At 71.2% G+C, this 22,224-nt stretch carries 23 protein-coding genes; 8 read left to right on the plus strand and 15 right to left on the minus strand.

The features are described from left to right. Positions 1-20 precede the first annotated feature (20 nt). From ACEU5R_RS11385 to ACEU5R_RS11400, 4 genes are read left to right on the plus strand one after another with little or no spacing between them, the layout of a single operon-like run. On the plus strand, positions 21-1,061 hold the full coding sequence (locus ACEU5R_RS11385) for an ABC transporter substrate-binding protein (protein ID WP_392410212.1): 1,041 nt from the start codon (positions 21-23) through the stop codon (positions 1,059-1,061). Between the two features lie 11 nt (positions 1,062-1,072). Next, positions 1,073-2,563 carry an aldehyde dehydrogenase family protein gene (locus tag ACEU5R_RS11390; RefSeq protein ID WP_392410213.1) on the plus strand — a complete coding sequence of 497 codons (1,491 nt, stop codon included), beginning with the start codon at positions 1,073-1,075 and terminating at the stop codon, positions 2,561-2,563. Beyond that, positions 2,560-4,167: a GMC family oxidoreductase gene (locus tag ACEU5R_RS11395; RefSeq protein ID WP_392410215.1), complete on the plus strand. Its 1,608-nt coding sequence runs from the start codon at positions 2,560-2,562 to the stop codon at positions 4,165-4,167. Before ACEU5R_RS11390 ends, ACEU5R_RS11395 begins: the two co-directional genes overlap by 4 nt. After that, on the plus strand, positions 4,164-4,580 hold the full coding sequence (locus tag ACEU5R_RS11400) for a hypothetical protein (protein ID WP_103274806.1): 417 nt from the start codon (positions 4,164-4,166) through the stop codon (positions 4,578-4,580). The genes ACEU5R_RS11395 and ACEU5R_RS11400 overlap by 4 nt, the downstream gene beginning before the upstream one ends. Here the strand turns inward: ACEU5R_RS11400 and ACEU5R_RS11405 are convergent. The 6 genes from ACEU5R_RS11405 to ACEU5R_RS11430 all read right to left on the minus strand — a co-directional run bounded on the left by ACEU5R_RS11405 (position 4,549) and on the right by ACEU5R_RS11430 (position 9,364). Next, positions 4,549-5,391, minus strand: a complete 843-nt coding sequence (locus ACEU5R_RS11405) for an HpcH/HpaI aldolase/citrate lyase family protein (protein ID WP_392410216.1) — start codon at positions 5,389-5,391, stop codon at positions 4,549-4,551. The two genes, ACEU5R_RS11400 and ACEU5R_RS11405, sit on opposite strands and share 32 nt — an antisense overlap. A gap of 12 nt (positions 5,392-5,403) precedes the next feature. Next, a complete protein-coding gene (locus ACEU5R_RS11410; protein WP_392410217.1) occupies positions 5,404-5,721 on the minus strand; it encodes an NIPSNAP family protein in 318 nt (105 codons plus the stop codon). 22 nt (positions 5,722-5,743) lie between these two features. Then, positions 5,744-6,685 carry a 2-hydroxyacid dehydrogenase gene (locus ACEU5R_RS11415; RefSeq protein WP_392410218.1) on the minus strand — a complete coding sequence of 314 codons (942 nt, stop codon included), beginning with the start codon at positions 6,683-6,685 and terminating at the stop codon, positions 5,744-5,746. A 5-nt stretch (positions 6,686-6,690) separates the two neighbouring features. Further along, positions 6,691-7,635, minus strand: coding sequence for a Bug family tripartite tricarboxylate transporter substrate binding protein (locus ACEU5R_RS11420; RefSeq protein ID WP_392410219.1), 945 nt, complete (start codon positions 7,633-7,635; stop codon positions 6,691-6,693). An 83-nt stretch (positions 7,636-7,718) separates the two neighbouring features. After that, positions 7,719-8,603 (minus strand): SMP-30/gluconolactonase/LRE family protein, encoded by an 885-nt coding sequence (locus ACEU5R_RS11425; protein WP_392410220.1) that lies wholly within the window; start codon positions 8,601-8,603, stop codon positions 7,719-7,721. Between the two features lie 29 nt (positions 8,604-8,632). Next, positions 8,633-9,364, minus strand: a complete 732-nt coding sequence (locus ACEU5R_RS11430) for an RraA family protein (RefSeq protein ID WP_392410221.1) — start codon at positions 9,362-9,364, stop codon at positions 8,633-8,635. A 197-nt stretch (positions 9,365-9,561) separates the two neighbouring features. Here ACEU5R_RS11430 and ACEU5R_RS11435 point away from each other — a divergent pair, with 197 nt between their 5' ends. After that, positions 9,562-10,341, plus strand: coding sequence for an IclR family transcriptional regulator (locus ACEU5R_RS11435; RefSeq protein ID WP_392410222.1), 780 nt, complete (start codon positions 9,562-9,564; stop codon positions 10,339-10,341). A gap of 7 nt (positions 10,342-10,348) precedes the next feature. Here the strand turns inward: ACEU5R_RS11435 and ACEU5R_RS11440 are convergent, their stop codons facing one another. From ACEU5R_RS11440 to ACEU5R_RS11450, 3 genes are read right to left on the minus strand one after another with little or no spacing between them, the layout of a single operon-like run. Continuing rightward, positions 10,349-11,860: an AMP-binding protein gene (locus tag ACEU5R_RS11440; protein ID WP_392410223.1), complete on the minus strand. Its 1,512-nt coding sequence runs from the start codon at positions 11,858-11,860 to the stop codon at positions 10,349-10,351. Beyond that, the gene (locus tag ACEU5R_RS11445; RefSeq protein ID WP_103274803.1) at positions 11,857-13,071 is read right to left on the minus strand and encodes a thiolase family protein; all 1,215 of its coding nucleotides are present in this window, start codon (positions 13,069-13,071) and stop codon (positions 11,857-11,859) included. The genes ACEU5R_RS11440 and ACEU5R_RS11445 overlap by 4 nt, the downstream gene beginning before the upstream one ends. A 31-nt stretch (positions 13,072-13,102) precedes the next feature. Next, on the minus strand, positions 13,103-14,236 hold the full coding sequence (locus ACEU5R_RS11450) for an ABC transporter substrate-binding protein (RefSeq protein WP_392410224.1): 1,134 nt from the start codon (positions 14,234-14,236) through the stop codon (positions 13,103-13,105). A 171-nt stretch (positions 14,237-14,407) separates the two neighbouring features. On the opposite strand from ACEU5R_RS11450, the gene ACEU5R_RS11455 reads away from it, so the two are divergent. Continuing rightward, a complete protein-coding gene (locus tag ACEU5R_RS11455; RefSeq protein WP_103274801.1) occupies positions 14,408-15,367 on the plus strand; it encodes a LysR substrate-binding domain-containing protein in 960 nt (319 codons plus the stop codon). Positions 15,368-15,372: 5 nt separating this feature from the next. Here the strand turns inward: ACEU5R_RS11455 and ACEU5R_RS11460 are convergent, their stop codons facing one another. Further along, on the minus strand, positions 15,373-16,290 hold the full coding sequence (locus ACEU5R_RS11460; protein WP_392410225.1) for a LysR substrate-binding domain-containing protein: 918 nt from the start codon (positions 16,288-16,290) through the stop codon (positions 15,373-15,375). A gap of 149 nt (positions 16,291-16,439) precedes the next feature. Between ACEU5R_RS11460 and ACEU5R_RS11465 the strand changes: the two genes are divergently transcribed. Continuing rightward, complete coding sequence (locus tag ACEU5R_RS11465; protein WP_103274799.1) at positions 16,440-16,823, plus strand: VOC family protein; 384 nt, start codon at positions 16,440-16,442, stop codon at positions 16,821-16,823. Between the two features lie 16 nt (positions 16,824-16,839). Here ACEU5R_RS11465 and ACEU5R_RS11470 read toward each other — a convergent pair whose 3' ends face one another. After that, positions 16,840-17,352 carry a GNAT family N-acetyltransferase gene (locus tag ACEU5R_RS11470; RefSeq protein WP_103274798.1) on the minus strand — a complete coding sequence of 171 codons (513 nt, stop codon included), beginning with the start codon at positions 17,350-17,352 and terminating at the stop codon, positions 16,840-16,842. Positions 17,353-17,590: 238 nt separating this feature from the next. Between ACEU5R_RS11470 and ACEU5R_RS11475 the strand changes: the two genes are divergently transcribed. After that, positions 17,591-18,103, plus strand: a complete 513-nt coding sequence (locus ACEU5R_RS11475; RefSeq protein WP_392410226.1) for an AAA family ATPase — start codon at positions 17,591-17,593, stop codon at positions 18,101-18,103. 39 nt (positions 18,104-18,142) lie between these two features. Here the strand turns inward: ACEU5R_RS11475 and ACEU5R_RS11480 are convergent, their stop codons facing one another. The 4 genes from ACEU5R_RS11480 to ACEU5R_RS11495 all read right to left on the minus strand — a co-directional run bounded on the left by ACEU5R_RS11480 (position 18,143) and on the right by ACEU5R_RS11495 (position 22,222). After that, positions 18,143-18,946 carry an enoyl-CoA hydratase/isomerase family protein gene (locus tag ACEU5R_RS11480; protein ID WP_392410227.1) on the minus strand — a complete coding sequence of 268 codons (804 nt, stop codon included), beginning with the start codon at positions 18,944-18,946 and terminating at the stop codon, positions 18,143-18,145. Positions 18,947-18,969: 23 nt separating this feature from the next. After that, the gene (locus ACEU5R_RS11485; protein WP_392410228.1) at positions 18,970-20,100 is read right to left on the minus strand and encodes a CaiB/BaiF CoA transferase family protein; all 1,131 of its coding nucleotides are present in this window, start codon (positions 20,098-20,100) and stop codon (positions 18,970-18,972) included. A 180-nt stretch (positions 20,101-20,280) separates the two neighbouring features. Beyond that, positions 20,281-21,018 (minus strand): IclR family transcriptional regulator, encoded by a 738-nt coding sequence (locus ACEU5R_RS11490; RefSeq protein ID WP_103274794.1) that lies wholly within the window; start codon positions 21,016-21,018, stop codon positions 20,281-20,283. 49 nt (positions 21,019-21,067) lie between these two features. Continuing rightward, positions 21,068-22,222: an acyl-CoA dehydrogenase family protein gene (locus ACEU5R_RS11495; protein ID WP_103274793.1), complete on the minus strand. Its 1,155-nt coding sequence runs from the start codon at positions 22,220-22,222 to the stop codon at positions 21,068-21,070. Positions 22,223-22,224: the final 2 nt, after the last annotated feature.

The raw sequence follows: 22,224 nt of genomic DNA on the forward strand, positions 1-22,224 counted from the left end.
CAATCAACAAGGGGAAAATCATGATCAAGCGTAGCAAGCTGTGCGGCCTGCTGGGCGCGCTGGCCCTGGCCGGCGCGGTCCAGGCCCAGGCCCAGGCCCAGACCCAGACCCAGACCAAGGATGCCGTCACCGTGCAGCTGGACTGGGTGGTGCGCGGCAACCATGCGCCGTTCTTCGTGGCGCGCGACAAGGGCTATTTCGCCGAGCAGGGCATCGACGCCGGTACGATCCGCAAGGGCACCGGCTCCACCGACGCGTTGCGGCTGGTGGCCAACGGCAACGCCGACTTCGGCTTCTCGGACCTGCCCACGCTGATGGTGGGCAGGTCGCAGGGCATCGCCAACACGGCGCTGGTGGCGGTCAACCAGAAGACGCCGCTGGCCATCATCTCGGTGAAGAAGAACTTCGACCTCAAGTCCGTGCAGCAGCTCAAGGGCGCCAATATCGGCGTGCATCCGGCCGGGTCCACCTACATCTTCCTGAAGGCGGCGCTGGCCAAGAACGGCATTTCGCTCAACGACATCAAGCAGTCCACGGTGTCGCCGCCTTATGAGAACTTCCTGCTGCTCAACCGCGTGAACGCGGTGCCGGGCTATATCGACGCCGAAGTGCCCGAGCTGGAGCACAAGGCCGGCGGCCCCGGCTCGCTGTCGGTGCTGCACGGCGCGGATCTGGGCATCCAGAGCTATGGCTCGGGCATGTTCACGGCCGACAAGACCATCGCCGAGCGGCCGGACCTGGTGCGCCGCTTCGTGGCCGCCTATATGAAGGGCTACGCCGACGTGATCCAGGATCCGGGCGCCGCGGCCGACTCGCTGATCAGGAACAACCCGGAATACAAGGGCAAGAAGGAGATGCTGGTGGCGCAGCTTCAGGCCGACCTGGACTACACCTTCTTCAGCGCCCATACCCGCGAGCACGGGCTGGGCTGGATCGATCCGGCGCAGTGGCGGGCCACCGCCACGCTCTACAAGGAACAGGGCGCGCTGGCGGCCAGCTTCGATGACAGCAAGGGCTTCGATACCCGCTTCCTGCAACAGGCCGGCCCGGTCAAACGCTGAGGAACCCAGGCATGAATCCGAAGACGCACGACACGGCCAGCGGCCCGGTGGCCTTGCCGGCCCAGGCCGGCCTGTACTACGGCGGCGCCTGGCACGCGCCACAGTCCGACCGCTGGATGGAGGTCCGCGCGCCGGGCACGGGCGAGCTGCTGATGCGCGTGGCCGAGGCCGGCCGCGAGGATGTGGCCCGGGCCGCGCGCGCCGCGCGGGAAGGCCATGCCATCTGGCGCCGCACGGCGCCGCTGGCGCGCGCGGCGGTGCTGCGCCGCGTCGCCCAGCGGCTGCGCGACAATGCCGCCCAGCTGGCCCTGCTGGACGCGCTGGACTGCGGCAATCCGGTGAGCGAGATGGGCTCGGACGTCATGGTGGCCGCCGCGCTGCTGGACTTCTTCGCCGGGCTGGTGACGGAGCTGAAGGGCGACACCATCCCGATGGGGCCGGACGCCCTGAACTACACCGAGCGCGAGCCGCTGGGCGTGGTCGCGCGCATCGTGGCGTTCAATCATCCGCTGCTGTTCGCCATGGGCAAGCTGGCCGCGCCACTGGCGGCGGGCAACGCCGTCATCATCAAGCCGCCGGCGCAGGCGCCGCTGTCTGCGCTGCGCTGCGCCGAGCTGATCGGCGACCTGCTGCCGCCGGGCGTGCTGGCCATACTTCCGGGCGGCGGCGAGGCCGGCGCCGCGCTGGCCGAGAGCCCCGACGTGGACATGATCGGGCTGGTCGGCAGCATCGCCACGGGCCGCAAGGTCATGCAGGCGGCCGCCGGCCGCATCAAGCCGGTGGCGCTGGAGCTGGGCGGCAAGAATCCCTTCGTGGCCTGCGCCGACGTCGATCCGGCGCAGGCGGCGCGCGCCATCGTCGACGGCATGAACTTCACCTGGTGCGGCCAGTCCTGCGGCTCGACCAGCCGCGCCTTCGTCCACCGCGACATCTACGACGAGGTCTGCCGCCATGTGGTCCAGGCCTGCGGCGCCTACGTGCCCGGCGATCCGACCGATCCGGCCACCACGATGGGCGCGATGATCAGCGCCGAGCACCGCGACCGCGTCAAGCGCGTCATCGACGAGGCCAGCGGCGGCCGGCTGCTGCATGGCGGCGCCATTCCGACCCGTGGCGTGCCGGCGGGCGGCCATTATCTGGAGCCCACCGTGTATGCCGATGTGCCCGCCGATTCGGCGCTGGCGCGCGAGGAACTGTTCGGGCCGGTGCTGGCGCTGATGCCCTGGCACGACGAGACGGCGATGCTGGACCAGATCCGGGGCCTGGACGTGGGCCTGACGGCGGCCATCTGGACGGCGGACCTGTCGCGGGCGCACCGGCTGGCGCGCGAGATCGACGCCGGCTTTGTCTGGATCAACGAGGTAGGCAAGCATTTCCTGGGCGCGCCCTACGGCGGCGTGCGGCAGTCGGGCATCGGCCGCGACGAGTGCTTTGGCGAGATGCTGTCCTTCACGCGGGAGAAGAATGTGCACGTGAATTTCCGGCAGGTGGCCAGGACATGAGCGCCGAGTACGACTACATCATCGTCGGCGCCGGTTCGGCCGGCTGCGTGCTGGCCAACCGCCTGAGCGCGCAGGCGGACTGCCGCGTGCTGGTGCTGGAGGCCGGCCCCTGGGATCGCGATCCGCTGATCCACGTGCCGCTGGGCTGGGGCAAGATCCTGCAGAAGCGGTTGCACGACTGGGGCTACGACGCCGAGCCGGCCGAGCACGCCGACGGCCGCGCGATCGAGTGCGCGCGCGGCAAGGTGGTGGGCGGCAGCTCGTCCACCAATGCCATGGCCTTCGTGCGCGGCCATCCGGGCGACTTCGCCCGCTGGGCGCGCGACTATGGCCTGGATGAATGGCGCTTCGAGGATACCCTGCCGTATTTCCGCCGGCTGGAGGACTGGGAGGACGGCGCGGGCGCCGAGCGCGGCGGCGGCGGCCCCCTGCGCGTGCAGCGCTGCCGCTACCAGGATCCGCTGCTCGACGCCTTCGCGACGGCGGCCGGGCAGGCGGGCCATCCCTGGCTGGAGGACTACAACGCGCGGCCCGCCGGCGGCTTCTCGCGCTTGCAGATGTCGATCCGCCAGGGACGGCGCTGCAGCGCCGCGACCGCCTATCTGCGGCCGGCGCTGCGGCGGCCGAACCTGCGCGTGGAGACCGGCGCGCATGTGCTGGGCCTGGATTTCGACGGAGATCGCGCCACGGGGCTGCGCTATCTGCGCGGCGGCCGGCAGCAGACGGCGCGGGCGCGGCGCGAGGTCATCCTCGCCGCCGGCGCGATCAACACGCCAGCCATCCTGATGCATTCGGGCATCGGGCCGGCGCGAGTGCTGGAACAGGCCGGCCTGTCGGTGCGGCTGGACCGTCCCGGCGTGGGCGCCAATCTGCAGGACCACATCTCGGTCATCGTGACGGCGCGGCGGCGCGCGCCCGGTCCCTTCGTGCGCGAGCTGCGGCTGGACCGCATCGGCCGCTCGATGGTGCGCGCCTACCTGGGCGGCGAAGGTTTCGCCGGCGACGTGCCGGGCGGGGTGGTGGGCTTCGTGCAGCCCGAGGGCATGGACACGCCCGACCTGCAATTCCTGCTGACGGCGGCGCCGTTCACGGCCCGGCCCTGGCTCAAGCCCTGGCGCCAGCCGTTCCAGGACGGCTTCGCCGTGCGCACCGTCCTGCTGCATCCGCGCAGCCGGGGCCGCATCACGGTGGCGGGCGCGGATCCGCTGGCCGCGCCGCGCATCGACCAGAACTTCCTGGCCTGCCAGGAAGACCGGGAGCGGGTGCGCGATTCGGTGCGCATCGCGCGCGACCTGATGCGTCAGCCGGCGCTGGGTGATTTCGTGCTCGACGAGCTGGCGCCCGGGCAGGGCGTCGAAGACGACCCGGCGCTGGACGCATTCATCCGCCGCACGGCCATCACCGTGCACCACCCGGGCGGCACCTGTCGCATGGGCGCGGAGCGCGATCCGATGGCGGTGGTGGACGGGCGCATGCGCTGCCTGGGCGTGCCGGGGCTGCGCATCGTCGATGCGTCGGTCATGCCCGACCTGACCTCGGGCAATATCAACGCGCCCGTGCTGATGCTGGCCGAGCGCGCCGCCGACTGGATCCGCGCATCATGATGCGGCTGTCCCTGAGCCGGCACCGCTGCGTCAGCCTGCTGCCGCTGGCGGCGGGCGCGGTGCGCAGGCTGGACGATTTCTTTGCCGTGGACTGCCTGGACGCCGACGAGTGCCTGCCGGCGGACACGGCGGCGCTGATCGTCCGCTCATGCATGCTGGCCGGACTGCGCCAGAACGGCCTGCCGGCCAGCGTGCGCTCGGTGACGGTCGTCGGGGGAGCGGTGTCGGCGGACTTCCTGGACCATATGTGCGCGCGGCGCGTGCTGGTCACCTGCCCGGGCGTGGACGACGCCGCCTGCGAGGACCAGGCCATGGAGGTCTGCCACGATGTGATGGCGGCCTTCGGCTTCGGTCGGCTGGGCGCGCGGCCGCGCAACGTGGTCAACGACGTGCTGCTGTGCGACTGCTGCTAGGGCTTGCGCCAGCCGGGTCGCGCAGCGCATGCGCGGCGGCGGCGCGCTGCGTGGCCGCGCCGAGCAGGCAGGCCAGGTCCGTGCCCGTCGAGACCAGGCAGCCCTGCGGCGGGGCGGCCAGTTCGCGCAGCAGCGCGGGCTGGCCCGCCAGACCGCCCAGGCCCAGCGCCTTGCCCGCATCCAGGCAGGCCTGGCGGATGCGGGCCAGCGCTCGCAGCAGCGCCGGGTGGTCCCATTGGCCGGCCAGGCCCAGGTCCGCCGCCAGGTCGTGCGCGCCGATGAACAGCAGGTCCAGCCCGTCCACCGAGGCGATGGCCTCGACCGCGTCCAGCGCGTTGCGGCTTTCGATCATGACGGCCGTCAGCACGCTGGCGTCCAGCGCCGCCATGGCCTCGGCCTGCGGCACGTCGCGGTAGCACAGCGCCGCCTGCCCGCCGGCGTAGGAGCGGCGGCCGCGCGGCGGATGGCGGCAGCAGGCCACGGCCCGCGCCGCGTCGGCGGCCGATTCGACCTGCGGCGCGATGATGCCGAGCGCGCCGCCGTCCAGCACGCGGCCGATCAGCGCGGCGTCGATGGAGGGCACGCGGACCAGCGGCGTCACGCCCGCCTCGCGGGCGGCGTTGCAGATGCGGCTGGCGGATTGCAGCGACAGGCAGGAATGCTCCAGGTCGACGTACAGCGCGTCCAGGCCGGCGGTCGCGGCGATGCGGCCGATCTCGGGGCCGTCGAACAGGCGCACGATCAGCGAGGCGGCCAGGCCGCCTTGCCGCAGCGTGCGCAGCAATGGGTTGGTGAGCGTGGAATCGGACATGGCCGTGCCGGGTCAGACCCGTTGCGGACTGAACGGCGCCGCGCGCCAGATCGACACCTGCTGCGCCACGAAGGTGCCGCGATTGCCGCGCTTGAATTCCTGCCAGGCCGGATCGGCCTCCAGCGCCGCGCGGCGGGCTTCGCGGTCGGCCATGCTGTCGTAGGCCCAGATGTGCAGCACCTGATTGAGCATGCCGATGTCGCTGACGAAGAATCCCAGCAGACGGCCCAGGTGGCGCATTTGCAGCGGCAGCGCCAGTTCGCGGTAGCGCGCGAGATAGGCATCCATCCCGCCATGCGGCAGGGTGTAGGTGCGGTGTTCGATGATCATGGCGGGTGTCTCCTATGGCGGCTCAGGCGGGCGGGGTCAGCACCGCGCCCCGGCTGAAAAAGGCGTCCAGGTTGTCCAGCACCAGGTTTTCCATGGCGGCGCGGGTTTCCTGCGTCGAGGCGGCTACATGCGGCAGGACCACGACGTTGTCGCGGCCCAGCAGCGCGGCCGGCACGCGCGGTTCGTCGGCGTACACATCCAGCCCGGCGCCGGCGATGCGGTCCGTCTCGATGGCGCGGATCAATGCGGCTTCGTCCACCACGCTGCCGCGCGCCACGTTGATCAGGAATCCGTCGGGTCCCAGCGCGTCCAGCACCGCTGCCGACACCAGATGGCGCGTGGCGGGTCCGCCCGGGCAGGACAGCACCAGGAAGTCGGCCCAGCGCGCCAGCGCCGGCAGGTCGGGCTCGAAGGGCATGTCCGCGTCCGGCTTGGGCGCGCGGCCGTGGTAGCGCAGCGCCATGTCGAAACCGGCGGCGCGGCGCGCGACGGCGCGGCCGATGCGGCCCAGGCCGACGATGCCGAGCCGCTTGCCGCTGACGCGCGTCGCCAGCGGGTAGGGACCGCCGGGCCAACGGCCCGCCTGCACGTGGCGGTCGGCGCCGGGAATGCGCCGCGCCGTGGCCAGCACCAGTCCGAAGGCCAGATCGGCGACGCAGTCGTCCAGCACGTCGGGCGTGATGCTGACCTGCACGCCGTGGCGCCGCGCCGCTTCCAGGTCGATGCCGTCATGGCCCACGCCGAAGCAGGCCAGCACGCCGCCGGGGAGACAGGCGAACATGCTTTCGGTGCAGCCGTGGCGCGACATGGTCACGCCGCCCGCGTAGCGGCCGCGCGATGCGCGCAGCCAGGCGTCGCGGTCGGGTTGCTCCCATAGCGCGTCCAGTTCGTAGCGTTCGGCCAGCGCCGCGCGCAGGCCCGGCGGCAGCGGGCCGATCATCAACAGGCGGTGTCGTTGCCTCATGGCGATCATTCCGTGCGGATGCCGGCCTGGCGGATCATGGGCACCCAGCGGTCCAGGTCGGCGTTGAGCTTGGCCCGGAACTCCGCCGCGCCCAGCGGGCCGGAGAGGCCGGCGTCGGCCAGCTTGCGCGCCAGCTCGGGCTTGGCGATGACCTTGGCGAACGCCTGTTCCAGCCGCTGGCGCGTGGCCAGCGGCGTGGCGGCCGGCGCCAGCGCGCCGTACCAGTTGCTCATTTGTAGCGCCGGCAGGCCGGCCTCCTGCGCGCTGGGCACGTCGGGCAGATAGGGCGAGCGCTGGGTGTCGTAGATGACGATGGCCTTGACGCGTCCGTCCTTCACATAGGGCTGCAGCACCGGCACGTCGGCATTGACCATGTCCACCCGACCGGCGATCAGGTCGATCAGCGCGGGCGCCGCGCCCCGGTAGGGCACATGGGTGGCCTTGGCGCCGGCGGCGATATTGAACAGCTCGCCGCCGATGTGCATGGTCGAGCCCACGCCGCTGGAGCCATAGCTCAGCGGCGCGCCGGACCTGGCCAGTTTCACCAGCTCGGCGGGCGTGGACACGCCCAGCGAGTTGCGCACCACCAGCAGGCTCTGGACCTGGCCGAACAGGTACAGCGGCGTCAGGTCCTTGCGCGGGTCATAGGGCAGGTGGGGCGTGGTGCCGGCGGACATGACGTAGCCCAGCGTCGCCACCAGCAGGGTCTGGCCGTCGGGCACCGCCTTGGCGACGGCGTTGGCGCCGATGGTGCCGCCGGCGCCGCCCCGGTTCTCCACCACCACGGTCGCGCCCAGCTCGGCCGACAGGTCCGGCGCCACCAGCCGCGCCACCTGGTCGACCGGGCCGCCCGGCGCGAAGGGCACGACCAGCTTGACCACGCCTTCGGCGCGCGCCGGGCCGGCCATCAACAGGGCGGCGCAGAGCGCCGCGGTGAATATCCTCTGCATGTCTGTCTCCTCCTGTGCCGCTGGAGCGGCGACGATGGGGCGCGCGGTGGCCGCGTCTGGTCCCCGGGTGTGTGGCGGGCGCGTCAGCCCCGGTAGCGCGGTTCCGGCAGGCCTTTCATGCCCACGTTCAGCGCGAACAGGCCGCCGGCCAGCGGTTCCAGCGCCAGTTTTTCCGGCGTCAGCCGCTGCGAATGGCTGGTGATGTAGAGCGTGTCCAGGCCGGCGCCGCCGAAGGCGGGGCAGGTCGGGTTGGTGACTGGCAGCTGGATCACGCGGTCCACGCGGCCGTCCGGCGCCAGGCGCACCAGCTGGCCGGTGGCGACCATGCAGTTCCATACATAGCCGTCGGCGTCCACCGTGGCGCCATCGGGACGGCCGGGCTGATGGGTCCAGTCCTTGAAGACGCGCCGGTTCGAGATCGCGCCATCGTCCAGGTCGTAGTCGAAGACCCAGATCACCTGGTTGTGCGTGTCGGCGAAATACATGCTGCGGTCGTCGGGGCTCCAGGACAGCGCATTGGGCAGCACGAAGCCGTCGAGCATGGCATGGCAGCGATGGTCCGGGTCGAAGCGGTACAGCGTGCCGGCGGGCTCGCGCTTCTGGTCGAGCATGCTGCCGACCCAGAAGCGGCCGCGGCGGTCGCACTTGCCGTCGTTCAGGCGGTGGCCGGGCTTGTCGCTTTCGGGGTCGACGACGGCTTGCGGCGGCAGGCCGCTGGCGGGGTCGTAAAAGTACAGGCCGTGGTTGGTGGCCAGCACGAAGCCGCCGGCCTCGCGCAGCGCGATGGCGCCGACCAGCAGCGTTTCGGGCAGGCGCTGCGCCGTGTGGCGGCCGGTGGCGGGATCATAGGATTGCAGCGCGGGGCGGCGCACGTCGACCCACCACAGGCGCTGGCTGCGGTCACACCACAGGGGCACTTCGCCGAGGATGTCGGCGCTCTGGACTACGCATTGGATGTCGGGGTTCATGGCAGACGGGAACGGGTTGGAAATCGGGGCTACTTGTAGCGGGTGGCGGCCAGCGTGGCCAGGTCGACGCCGCGCGCGATGTCGGCCTTCTGGCGCGCGTCGCCGGCGTGCACGCGCTCGGCGGCTTCCAGCACCGCCAGCGCCTGGGCATGGGGTACGAAGACCACGCCGGCGTCGTCGGCCACGACCAGGTCGCCGGCCTGGACCGGCATACTCGCGATATGGACCGTGCCGTTGATCTCGGCCGTGCGCAGCCGCCACTTGCCGGTGATGGGCGTGGGGCCGCGCGACCAGATAGGGAAGCCCAGTTCGCGCGAGGCGTCGGGATCGCGGTGGCCGCCGTCGACGATGGCGCCGGCGCAGCCGCTGCGGCTGGCGACGGCGGCGGACTGGCCGCCCAGGTTCGACACGCCGGGCAGTCCTTCGATGACCACTACGTCGCCCGGCTCGGCGAGGTTGTAGGCTTCGTGCTCGCCCATCATGCCCTTGCCGCTGGCGGCGGCCGCGGCGACGCTGTCGGCGCGCGGCACGTTGCGCACCGTGACGGCCTGGCCGACCAGGCGGCGGCCGGGCAGCGTGGGCGCCAGCGCCGACGCCGGCACCGCGCCTTGGAGCCCGAGCTGGTCCAGCGCATCCGAGACGGCGCCGCTCAGGTCTTCCAGCGCGGCGTAGCGCCGCAGCAGGCCGGGGTCCAGGCGCGGCAGGGACAGCAGGCGTATGGCGTCGGGCGGCACGCGGCCGGTGAGGGGTTTGCTGGGCATGGGCATCCGGGAAGGGAAGCGCGCCGAAGCGCGGGGTGGCATGCGGGCGCGAGGGCCGGTTGGCCACTCCTTTTTTTCATGCTATCCCGGATACTGTGATATTGAACAAAATTTTAAATAGTAGGATTGCGATCATTTAATGATCAATCCAGCTACACTGGCGCTTGCTCCCGATCCAGCCAGGAATCCGTCCCGCCATGTCTTCCAGCCTTGCCCGCGCCTTCGATGTCCTGGACCTCTTCACGCTGGAAACGCCCAGGCTGACCAGCGAGGAAGTCAGCGCGCGGCTGGGCTATTCGCGCTCGATGGCCTATCGCTACTTGAAGGAATTGTGCGACGCCGGCCTGCTGGTGCCGCAGTCCGGCGGCCAGTACGGGCTGGGGCCGCGCATCATCGAGCTGGAGCGCCTGGTGGCGCTGACCGATCCGCTCTACCTGGCCGGCCGCGCCGTGCTGAAAGGGCGGTCGCGCGAAGACAGCGCCTATCTGCTGCAGAACCTGTACGAGGACAAGGTGCTGTGCATCTATAAGGAAGGCCCGGACGTGCTGGAGCACGCCGGCCGGCGCACGGTGATCCTGCGCGCGCGCGGCCAGCCGTTTCCGCTATTCCAGGGCTCGGGCTCGCTGGCGCTGCTGGCCTTCCTGCCGCATCACCGGATCCGCCAGACCTATCTGCGCAGCGCGCAGGCCATCGCCGCGGCCGGGCTTGGCGAGGACTGGGCCGCCTTCCGGCGCGCGCTGGCGGCGATCCGCAAGGCGGGCTACGCCATCAGCCACGAGCAGATCGCGCCGGGGCTGGGCGGCGTGGCCGTGCCCATTCTGTTGCCTGACGATGGCGCGCTGGTGGGCAGCCTGGCCTGGAGCTTTCCGATCGAGCGCATGGCGCCCGACGCGGAGATCCGCTGGGCGCGCGAGCTGGCGCGGGTGGCGGCCGAGATCGCGCGCGAGTACGTGGCGCAGGCCGGGCGTCGCGCCTGAGGCGGAATCAGGCGCGGGCGCGCAGCGCCTTCTTGTCGACCTTGTTGGCGCTGGTGCAGGGCAGCGCGTCCAGGATCTCGATCACCGCCGGCACCTTGTAGCGCGCCAGGTTGGCCTGGCAATGCGCCAGCAGCGCCGCCTCGTCCGCGCTGGCGCCGTGCCGCAGCACCACGAAGGCGCGGATGACCTCGCCCCGGTAGCTGTCCGGCCAGCCCACGGCGGCGGCCTGCGCCACGTCCGCGTGCAGGTACAGGACTTCATCGACCTCGCGCGGATAGACGTTGTAGCCGCCGACGATCACCAGGTCCTTCTTGCGGTCGCGGATGTACAGGAAGCCGTCCTCGGCGAATTCGCCGATGTCGCCGGTGTAGAGCCAGCCGTCGCGCAGCGATTCGGCGGTGGCCTCGGGGCGCGCCAGATAGCCTTGCATGATCTGCGGGCCGCGCGCGCGGATCTCGCCGCGCTGGCCGGCGAGCAGGGGTTTCGCGCCGGTCTCCAGGTCCACGACTTCGACCTCGGTGCCGGGCACGGGCCGGCCCACCGAGCCGGCGCGGCTGCCTTGCGGACCGTTGTAGGTCAGGATGGGGCCGGCCTCGGTCTGGCCGTAGCCTTCATAGATCGGCGCGCCCACCGCCGCCTCCCAGCGCCGCAGCGTTTCCTCGGCCAGCGGGGCGGAGCCCGAATAACAGACGCGCACGCTGGACCAGTCGGTCTGCGCGAAGCGCGCATGCGCCATCAGGCCGGCATAGATCGTCGGGCTGCCGGGGAACAGCGTCACGCGCTCGCGCGCCACGGCGTCGAACACATCGTCGGGCCGGTAGCGCGGCAGCACCACCAGCGTGGCGGCGGCGCTGGCCGCCAGGAACAGCCCCATCGCCATGCCGTAGGAATGGAACAGCGGCATGGCGCAGAGCACCGTCTCGGCGCCGTGGCGTGTGGGCAGCACGGCCTCGCGCTGGAACACATTGGTGGCGATGGCGGCCCGGCTCAGGATGACGCCTTTGGGCTGGCCGGTGGTGCCGCCGGTGTATTGCAGCAGCGCCGGCGCGTCCGCGTCGCCGGCCGGCGCGGCCGCCGGCGTTTCGTCGGATGGAATCGTCCAGGCGCGCGCCGCCGCGCCATCGAGCAGGCGGATGCCTTGCGCGGCGGCCAGCGGCGCGGCCAGGGCGGACGAGGCCTCGTCGGCGATCAGCAGCGCGGGTTGGGCGTCGCGCAGGATGAAATCCAGTTCGCGCGCGGTATAGAGCGGATTGAGCGGCACGTGCTGGCAGCCGGCCATTTGCAATGCCAGGGTCAGCACGCAGGCCAGGTCGGAGTTGCCTAGCAGGGTGGCCACGCGCGCGCCCGGCGGCAGCGCCTGTCGCAGGCGTCGCGCCGCCGCGCGCACCTCGGCCGCGTAGCGGCGGTAGTCGATGCGGCGCTCGCCGCAGACCAGGGCCGTGCGGTCGGGCCAGTCGGCGGCGGCGCGCTCCAGCAGTTCCGGGATCAGCGCGATGCGCGCGGGAAGGGCGCCGTTCATGGCCGGCCTCCGGCCGCGTCCACGCGCAGCGCCACCGCCATCGCGCTGTCACCGGCGGCGCAGCCGGTGAACAGGCCCAGCCCGCCGCCGCGCTGCGCCAGTTCCTCGATCAGTTCGATGACCGAGCGCAGGCCGGTCGGCGCCTGCGGATGGCCCCAGACCAGCGAGCAGCCGTAGTTGTTCATCTCCATGACGTCCAGGCCGGTGGCGCGGGCCAGCGCGATGTCGGACACCACGAAGGGGTTGTGCGTCTTGACCGCGTGCAGGTCGGCGGGCTTGAGCCCGGCCCGGTCCAGCGCGCGCCGGGCGGCCTCGATGGGGGCCTGCGGCATGTAGCCGGTTTCCGTGCGCGACTGGCCGAAGGCCAGCACCTCGACGCCGATCTCGGGCCGACGCGACAGTTCGCGCGCGCGCGCCGCCGTGGTCATCAGCATGCCGGCGTTGCCGTCCGCCGGATGGGTCTGGCCGCCATAGGTGATGCTGCCGTCCGGCAGCACCGGCGTCAGCCGCGCCAGGCCCTCGGCGGTGGTGGCGTGGATGCCCTCGTCGCCCTGCAGCGTGCCCACGGTCTTGGCGAAGGCGGCATCGGGCAGCTCGAAGGGCAGGGTCATGTAGCGCCGCTGGAACGCGCGCTCGTCGGCGCAGGCCTGCGCGTATTGCTCGTAGCGGCGCAGGGTGACGGCGTTCTGTTCGGCCGTGGAGATGCCGTGGCGCCGCGCCACGCGCTCGCCGGTCTGCAACATGGCCAGCCCGCTCCAGGGATCCTTGGAGAAGTTGTCCAGCACCCAGTTCTCATGCACGCCCGAGCCGCCCGGCCCGGCGGGGTCGGGATGGTAGAGCTGCGGCCCGTTGGAGACCCGGTCGGCCATCAGCACCAGCGCGGTCGAGGCCTGGCCCAGCATGATGTCGGCGGCCGCCGTGGCCATGCCGCGCACGGACGTGGCGCAGGCCTGCGCGACCACCGGGCCGGCCAGATGGGGGGCGCCCATCATGCCGGCCACCCAGGGCAGGCCGTAGAAGGCGCCTTGCTGGGGCACCGAATAGCCGAGCACGGCGGCGTCCAGCCCGGCGGGATCGATGCCACGCCGCGCCAGTTCGCGGGCCGCGGTCCAGGCGGCCAGGCGCAGGCTGTGCAGCCGCGACAGGCTGCCCTGCCAGCGGGCGAAAGGGGTGCTCCAGTACACGCCATAGGGAATATGGACGCCAGTCATGCGGACTCCTGCGTTGCGAGGGTGGGGCGGGTCAGGGCAGGAAATGCCAGGCGCCGGAACGGGCCTGCATCAGCACGACGCCGCGTTCGTCCAGGCCGTTGTGGTTGGCGGGTGACATGCTGTAGATGCCCTGCGTGCCGACGACGCCGTTCAGGCCTTCCAGGGCGTCGCGCAGCGCCTGCCGGAAGGCCGGGGTGCCGGGTTGCACGTCGGCGGGCACCTTGGCCACGGCGGCGTCCAGCAGCAGGTACGCGTCGTAGGTATAGGGCGCGAAGGCGTTGCGCGAATCGGCGCCGTTGGCCGCTTCGTACTGCTGCGCGTAGCGCATGGCCACCGGCTTGATGGGGCTGTCGGCGGGCAGCTGCTCCACCACCTGCACCGGGCCGCTGGGCACGATCACGCCATCCACGCCCTTGCCGCCGAGCTTGAGGAAGTCGCGGTTGATCACGCCGTGGGTGTTGTACTGCACGCCGCCGTAGCCGCGCTCGCGCAGCGACAGGTGCGGCAGCGCGCCGGGCGTGCCTGAGCCGCCGACCAGCACCGCGTCGGGATTCATCGAGGTGATCTTGAGTATCTGGGCGGTGACGGAATTGTCGGTGCGTGCATAGCGCTCATTGCTCAGCACCTTGATGCCGCGCTTGGCGGCGGCGTCCTGCAAGGCGCGGTAGACGGCGTCGCCCCAGGCATCCGAGAAGCCGATGTAGGCCACCGTCTTGACGTTGCGCCGCGCCATGTCGGCGGTCAGCGACTCGATCATGAGGTCGATGCCGTGGGCGATCACGAAGATCCAGGCGGCGCGGTCGGGGTTGACGGTGATGGGCGCCAGCGACAGCTGCGGCGTCTGCGCCTCGCGGGCCACTTCCGTTACGGCCAGCGAGGTCGGCACGTTGCTGGGCCCGATGATGGCGTCGACCTTGTTCTCGGTCACCAGCTTGCGCGCGGTGCGCACGGCGGCCGACGGATCGGTCGCGTCGTCCAGCGCGATGTACTCCACGGCGCGGCCGCCCAGCGTCTTGGGCAGCAGGGGCACGGTGCTGCGGTACAGCGAGCCCATCGAGGCGCCCGGCCCGGTGCTGCTGGCGATGACGCCGATGCGGATGTCGGCCAGGGCGGCGCCCGGCGCGAGCGCGCAGGCCAGGGCCAGCGCGGCGATACGACGATACATGGCAATTCCCCTTGTTGATGCGTTCATTGTCGGTGGCTGCGGCCGCAGCGGATCGCCATCGGCCGCGGACGCGGCAAGGCGCCCCGCACAAGCCCTAGTATGGCCATGCGCCCGATAACTGGATAATTGCATTTCATGATCAATCGATAACCGGATGGCGCAGGACCGACCATGTCGCAGATTCCCACCTTGCAGCAGCTGCGCTCGCGTCTGCGCATCCGCCATCTGGTGTTGCTGGACGAGCTGGGCCGCAGCCTGAACATGCACCGCGCGGCCGAGGCCATGCACCTGAGCCAGCCGGCGCTGAGCAAGCTGCTGGCCGAGGCCGAGGAACTGGCCGGGCAGACGCTGTTCGAGCGCTCGCACCACGGCGTGACGCCGACGCCGCTGGGCCTGATGATGATCGGCCGCGCGCGGCTGCTGCTCAACGAGCTGGACGCGACCCACGCCGAGCTGACGGCGGCGGCCAGCGGCGCGTCGGGCAAGGTGCGCGTGGGCGTGTTCCCGGTGGTGGCCCATCTGCTGGCGCCCCTGACCGTGGAGCGCCTGCAGGCCTCGCATCCGGATCTGCGGATCGAACTGCGCGAAGGGCTGGAGCAGCAGCTGCTGCCCGCTCTGCGCGCGGGTGAGCTGGATTGCATCGTCGGGCGGCTGGTGGTGGAGGGCGCGGACGCCGACCTGCAATGCGAGATCCTGTACGAAGAGGCCACCGCGGCGGTCTGCGGCCCCTCGCATCCGCTGGCGACCCGCAGCCGGCTGGGCGGCGCCGAGCTGGACCGCTACCGCTGGGTGCTGCCGTCGCGCAACGCCGCGCTTTACAGCCTGGTGGCCAGCGCCGTCGCGGCGCGCGGCGCGGGCTTTCCGCAGGTCGCGGTGGAATCGGGCGCCATTCTCACCATCGTGTCGCTGTTGCAGCGCACGCCGCTGTTGTCGGCCATGCCGCTGCGGGTGGCGCGCTCGCTGGCCGCGCGCGGCCAGCTGGCGATCCTGCCGCTGGCCTTGCAGGCCAAGCTGCATCCGGTGGGCATCATGACGCGGCGCCAGGCGCGCGCCGCGGCCGCGACCGAACTTTTTCTACAGACGCTGCGCGCGGCGGCGCAAGTGGTGCGCGATGAGGCGCCGCTCGGCTAGCGGCCTCAGGCGTCGGCGCCGTCGCGCAGATGCCGCAGCAGTAGCGCGGCCGAGGCCGACAGGGGCCGTTCGGCGCTGGCGGCGATCAGCAGCTGGCGCTCGGCCCAGCCTTCCTCCAGCCGCAAGGCCGTCAAGCCCCACGGCCCCAGCCGCCGCTCGCAGGCGCCCAGCGGCAATACGCCGATGCCCAGCCCGGCGGCGATCATCTCGCACATGGCGTCGAAGCTGCGCACCTGGATGCGCAGGCGCAGCGGCAGGCCGGCGTCCTGCGCCGCGCGCGCGAGGGTGTCCAGCAGCGAGCTGCCCCGGTTCAGGCCGACGAAGTCATAGGCCAGGCAGCGCCTGAAATCGGTGACGTCGCGCGCGGCCAGCGCATGGTCCGCCGGCGCCACCACCACCAGCCGGTCGCGGCGAAAAGGCATCAGGTCCAGGCCGCGCCCGGGCACGCCGGCGGCGCAGATGCCCAGGTCGGCCAGGCCGTCCTGCACCGCGCGGGCGATGTCGCCGCTCAGCTGTTCCTCGACCTCCACGCGCGTGCCGGGGCTGCGCGCCATGAAGTCGGCCAGCGTCGCCGGCAGGAACTGCACCAGTGCGGACATATTGGCCCACAGCCGCACATGACCGCGCGCGCCGCTGGCATGCTCGCTGAGTTCGTTGCTGAAGAGTTCAAAGCCCTGGAACAGGCGCGCCGCGTGCTGCAGCGCCAGGCGGCCGGCGGCGGTCAGGACCACGCCCCGCGCGCTGCGTTCGAGCAGCTGCGCGCCGGCGGCGGCCTCGAAATCCGACAGGCGCCGGCTGGCCGCCGACAGGGCCAGGTGGCAGTGGCGCGCGCCCTGGGTGATGCTGCCGCTCTGCGCCACGGCGCAGAACAGACGCAGGGTCACGAAGTCCACGCGCGCGGGGTTGATCAGGTCCTGGGGCATGCGGCAGTGTAGCAGCGGGCGGGGGAGCAGCGTTCGCATTTTGCGAAGGCAATATGCCGGGCCGGCAATTCCCCTATGGGGTGAACGCGGTATAGAGTCCCTGGTATTCGCAAAACAGGGAAGCCCGGACCATCCGGGCGGAGCGCGCCATGATCGACCACCTGGACCATCTGGTCCTGACCACCACCGATGAACAAGCCTGCGTGGACTTCTACGTGGGCCTGCTGGGCATGAAGCTGGAAACCTTCGGCCAGGGCCGCAAGGCCTTCGTGTTCGGCCAGCAGAAAATCAACCTGCATGTGAAGGGCAGCGAGTTCGAGCCCAAGGCGCATCTGCCGGTGCCGGGCGCGCTGGACCTGTGCTTCATCTGCGCCGTGCCGCTGGACGAGGTGATCGCGCGCGTGCAGGCGAGCGGGGCGCGGATCGTGGAAGGGCCGGTGCCGCGCACGGGCGCCCGCTATCCGATCCGTTCCATCTATCTGCGGGATCCGGACCTGAACCTGATCGAATTGTCGGAGCGCGCGCCGGCCTGAACTCGGCCGTCACGCGTTACAGCGGATGGACGTAGCGCCGCGCCCGGGCGCGAATGCCGGCGATCTCGTCGTCTTCCACGCCGGAAAGCGTCCAGCCCTGGCGTTCGTAGAACGCGATGGCGCGCGTGTTGCCCTCCAGCGCGTAGAGATGGATCTGGCGGGCGCCGCGCGCACGCGCCCAGTCCAGCGCGCGCCGCATCAGCAGCTTGCCGGCGCCGGTTCCCTGCCAGGGCGCCAGCACGTGCAGGTTGTCCAGCAGCACGCCCCAGGGTGAATCCGGATCATCCTTGACGCAGACGAAGCCGATGGGCCGGCCATCCAGTTCGGCGATGAAGATCGCCTGCGCGCCTTGTTCGGGGCCGGCGATCTTGTGCTGCCAGTGGACCAGGCGGTCCTGCACGACCTCCTGGTCCAGGAAGCCGTCGGGCAGCAGTCCGCGATAGGTCCTGGCCCAGCTGTCGGCGTGCATGGCGGCGATCAGGTCGGCGTCGCGCGCATCGGCCTGGCGCAAGATCGGCGAATCGGACATGGAATTCCTGGCGTGGGGCGCGCCGGCGGGAGAGGCGGCGTGCGTTTGACAAGGGGGCGGCGCAGCGGGCAAGCTTACACCCATGATGCCGCGCCGGTTCGTTCCCGCTTCGATTATTCCCGCCATTCAGACCTTGGCGGGCTAGCGCGCATCCATCCCTCGTGCAAGCAACCCGCCGCAAGGCGGGTTTCGCGTTTCATGGGCCCGTCTTCCGGTTTATTCCACTCAAGGAGTTTCCATGACAGACCCGCAATCGCAACCGTCCGCGCCCATGCTGCATTTCCTGTGCGGCAAGATCGGCGCCGGCAAATCCACGCTGGCCGCCGCGCTCGCCAGCCAGCCCGGCGCGCTGCGGATCAGCGAGGACGACTGGCTGGCGGCGCTGTACCCCGGCGAGATCCACGGCCTGGATGACTACGTGCGCTGCGCCGGCCGGCTGCGCGCGGTCGTCGCGCCGCATGTGCGGGCGCTGCTGGACGCGGGTCTGACCGTGGTGCTGGACTTTCCCGCCAACACGCGGCGCAGCCGTGCATGGCTGCGCGAGCTGGCGGCGGCGTCGGGGCGCGCGCACCGGCTGCATTTCCTGGATGTGCCGGACGAGGTCTGCAAGGCGCGCCTGCGCGCGCGCAACGAATCCGGCCTGCATCCGTACACGACCAGCGAGGAACAGTACGACGCCATCACGTCATACTTCGCGGCGCCCGAGGACGATGAAGGCTTCGTGGTGCAGCGACACGCCTGGACGGCGTAGCGCGGGGCGCGCCGCCGGCGTTCAGGACAGCGGCCATTTTCAGGACCTTGGCCACTGATAGCGCGGCGCCTGTTTGGCCAGGAAGCGTCCGACGGCCTCGCGGTGGTAGGGCGACGAGCGCGCCACGCCCTGCCCCGAGGCTTCCAGCTCCATCATGGTGTGCAGGTCGCTGTTCAGCGAGGCGTTCAGGCCGCGCTTGGTGGTGGACAGCGCGCCGGCCGGCAGCCCGGCCATGGCGAGCGCGATCTGGCGCGCATGCGCGTCGATGCGTTCCGGCGGCAGGATGTCGAGCACGATGCCCATGTCGCGCGCTTCTTCGGCATTGAATTCCCGGGCCGAGTACGCCAGTTCCTTGGCGCGCTGCAAGCCGACGATGCGGGGCAGGGTGTAGAGCGTGCCGCAGTCCGGGATCGCGCCCAGGCGCAGGAAGGACAGGCAGAAGCGCGCGCGCGGCGTGGCCAGCACCAGGTCGGCGGTCAGCGCCAGGCCCAGGCCGGCGCCGTAGGCGGCGCCGTCGACCTTGGCGATGACCGGCCGGTCCAGCGTGATCAGGGCCTCGACGGTGAACAGCAGCCGGACCATGCGTTCGCGCGCATGCTCGGCGGACGGATCGGCGTCCATGGTGCCGATGTCGCCGCCGGCGCAGAACGCGCCGCCCGCACCGCCCAGGATCACGACCCGCACCTCGCGGTCGCGCCGGATCGCGTCCACGGCATGGGCCAGTTCTTCGCGCATCACCATGTCCAGCGCGTTGCGTTGCGCGGGTCGGTTGAGCGTGATCGTGGCGACTCCGTCCTCGCACGTATGCAGCAGGGTTTGATAGGGCTGGGTGATGGTGGGCATGGCTGCGTCTCCGGGTGGCGGGTTCAGGCGATGGCGCCGCGTTCGCGCAGGGCCTGGATGTCGGACGGCGACCAGCCCAGGCCGGCCAGCAGTTCCTCGGTGTGCTGGCCGGGCTGCGGAATCGGCCGCGCCTGCCCAGGCGTGCGCGACAGCCGGGGCGCAGGCGCCGGGTGGCGGATGCCGTCGGTCTCGACGAAGCTGGCGCGCGCGCGGTGTTGCGGATGGTCCGGGGCTTCCTCGAAATCGAGCACCGGGGCGAAGCAGGCGTCGCTGCCTTCGAGCAGCGCGCACCATTCGTCGCGGGTCTTGCCGGCGATGAGCGCCGCCAGCCTGGCCCGCAGCGCGGGCCACTGGGCGCGGTCCCACTGCCGCTGGAAATCCGGGTCGTCGATGCCGCAGCGTTCCAGCAGCAGGCGGTAGAACTGCGGCTCGATCGCGCCGATCGACACATATTTGCCGTCGGCGCAGGCATAGCAGCCGTAGAAGTGCGCGCCGCCATCCAGCATGTTGGCTTGCCGGCGGTTGACCCAGTCGCCGTCGCGCAGCTTGCCGTGATAGGTGGTGGCCAGCAGCGAGGCGCCGTCGCAGATCGCCGCGTCCACCACCTGGCCCTGGCCGCTGCGGCCGGCCTCCAGCAGGGCGCACAACAGGCCGAAGGCCAGCATCATCGCGCCGCCGCCCATGTCGCCGACCAGGTGCAGCGGCGGGGCGGGCGGCCGGTCGGCCTCGCCCATGGCGTGCAGCGCGCCGGTGAGGGCGATGTAGTTCAGGTCATGGCCGGCGGCCTGGGCCAGCGGCCCATCCTGGCCCCAGCCCGTCATGCGGCCATAGACCAGCCGGCGATTGCGCGCCAGGCAGACGTCCGGCCCCAGGCCCAGCCGTTCCATCACGCCCGGCCGGAATCCCTCGATCAGCGCGTCGGCGCCGTCCAGCAGCCGCAGCACCACGTCGACGGCGCCGGGCTGCTTGAGATCCAGCGCGATGCTGCGCCGACCCCGATCCACCACGGTGCCACCGCCGCCCAGGAACCCCGGCGTCAGCCGATCGACCCGGATCACGTCCGCGCCCATGTCCGCCAGCATCATCGCGCAGAACGGCCCCGGGCCGATCCCCGCCATCTCCACGATAGTGAAACCACTCAAAGGACCCGTCATCCACCCTCTCCCAAAGACTGCCAGTCCAACCGCCGCCAAGCCACAGCGCCAAACCAAAGCGCCACAGCACCACAGCCACTCACCAAGCCGCCGCCCCCCAATCGGGATGCCGCGGATCCGGCTCAGCCGGTCCGCAGGCATGCCCCTGGGGGAAGGCGCGCAGCGCCTCGGGGGGGCCCCCTACCTTTCGAAGAATTCCGCCCGAGCCTCCAGCGCGACCTTGACGTACTGCTCCATATTGGCGTCCATCCGATGCGTCGGGCCGACGATGGACAGGGCCGTCAGCTGGCCGCCCACGCGGCCGGCGATGCCGATGGCCGAGACGCCCTCGTTGCCCTCGTCGCGGCTGGTGAAGTACTGCTTCTCGCGCTGCGCCTCGATCTGCGCGCGCAGCGTGGCGGCGTCGGCGATGCTGCTGGCGGTCACGTGCTCGAACTGCATGGTGTCGATGAGGGCGTTGCGTTCGGCCTCGCCCATCTCGCCCAGCAGCGCCTTGCCCAGCGCGGCCACGTGCAGCGCGAACGTGGTGCCGGGCTGCACCACGTAGCGCAGCGCGCGCGGGCTTTCCTGGCTGGCGTAGATCTTCACCTTGTTGCCGTCGAGCAGGCCGCACATCGATGATTCTCCCGACTGGCGCGTCAGGATCTCCAGCGCCTCGCCGGCGAAGGCCTGCAGCGGATCGGCCGCCGCGATGCCCTGGGCCACGTCGAGCAGCCGTCCGGTGGGATGGAAATAGCGCGACTTGGGCGTGCGCAGCAGATAGCCGGCCTGGCGCAGCGTGTACAGTAGGTCGGAGCAACTGCTGTCGGCCAGGTCCAGCATGCGGGCCATTTCGGAATTCGTCAGCGGGCGGCGTTCGCGGGCATAGACTTCGAAGACTTGCAGGACGCGTTGGGCGGTCGGAATGATTTGAGGCATGGGGCGGGACGGTGGGTGTTGGAACCGGCCGGGAGGCCGGCGCTAGCGATCATTTCAGCGCGGACAGGCCCAGGACGCCTTGCGCCATCAGCAGGGACTGGATCTGGTTGGTGCCTTCGGCGATGCTCAGGTGGCGGGCGTCGCGGTAATGGCGCTCGACCGGGAACAGCGTGGTGTAGCCGGCGCCGCCATGCACCTGCATGGCGGTCTCGGCCACGCGCAGCACGGCGTCGGTGGCGTGGCGCTTGGCCATGGAGCACAGCAGCTGGCTGTCCGCCGCGTCGCGGTCCAGCGCGTCGGCGGCGCGATAGCACAGCAGGCGCGAGGTCTCGACCAGCGTCATCATGTCGGCGATCATCTGCTGCACCAGCTGGAAGCCGCCGATGGGCCGTCCGAACTGGACCCGTTCGCCGGCGTATTTTACCGCCGCGTCATAGGCGGCCTGGGCGATGCCCAGGGCAGAGAAGGCCACCACGCAGCGGCCGATATTGAGGTATTTCTTGGCCAGGGCGAAGCCCTTGCCTTCGGTGCCGACCAGGTGCGAGGCGGGGATGTCCACGTCCTCGAACAGCAGTTCGCCCAATGGACAGCTCAGCATGCCCATCTTGGGGATCGGGCTGGACGAAAAGCCGGCCATGCCGCGCTCGAACAGCAGGCAGGACACGCCTTGCGCGCCGTCACGGCGCCGCGTCCGTACGAACACCACGCCCAGCTCGCAGACCGGCCCCAGGCTGATATAGAGCTTGCGGCCGTTGACGCGCCAGCCGGTGGCGGTCTCGTCGGCGCGGGTTTCGATATTGGCCGCGTCCGAGCCGATGTTGGGCTCGCTCAGCGCGAAGCTGGCGATGGCTTCGCCGGACAGGATGCGCGGCAGGTACTTTTCCTTGAGTTCGGGCGAGCCGCCATCGGTCAGCACCGAAGCGGCCAGGTTGCTGGTGCTGACAATGCTGCGCAGGGCGGGCCAGACGCGCGCCACCTCGGCGATCAGCATGCCGTAGGTCGTGGCCGGCAGGCCGTAGCCGCCGTCCCGTTCCGGCAGCATGCCGCCCAGCAGGCCGAAGTCGCGCATGGCGCGCAGCATTTCCTGCGGCACCATGCGGCCCTCGGCCTCGTAGCGGTCGACGATGGGCGCGACTTCCGCGTTCAGGTAGCGGCGCAGCGAATCCAGCAATTCGGTCTGGGTGGAATCCAGCGAGAAGTCCATGA

The sequence above is a fragment of the Achromobacter sp. 413638 genome (genome assembly GCF_043119405.1).
Classification (GTDB): domain Bacteria; phylum Pseudomonadota; class Gammaproteobacteria; order Burkholderiales; family Burkholderiaceae_B; genus Achromobacter.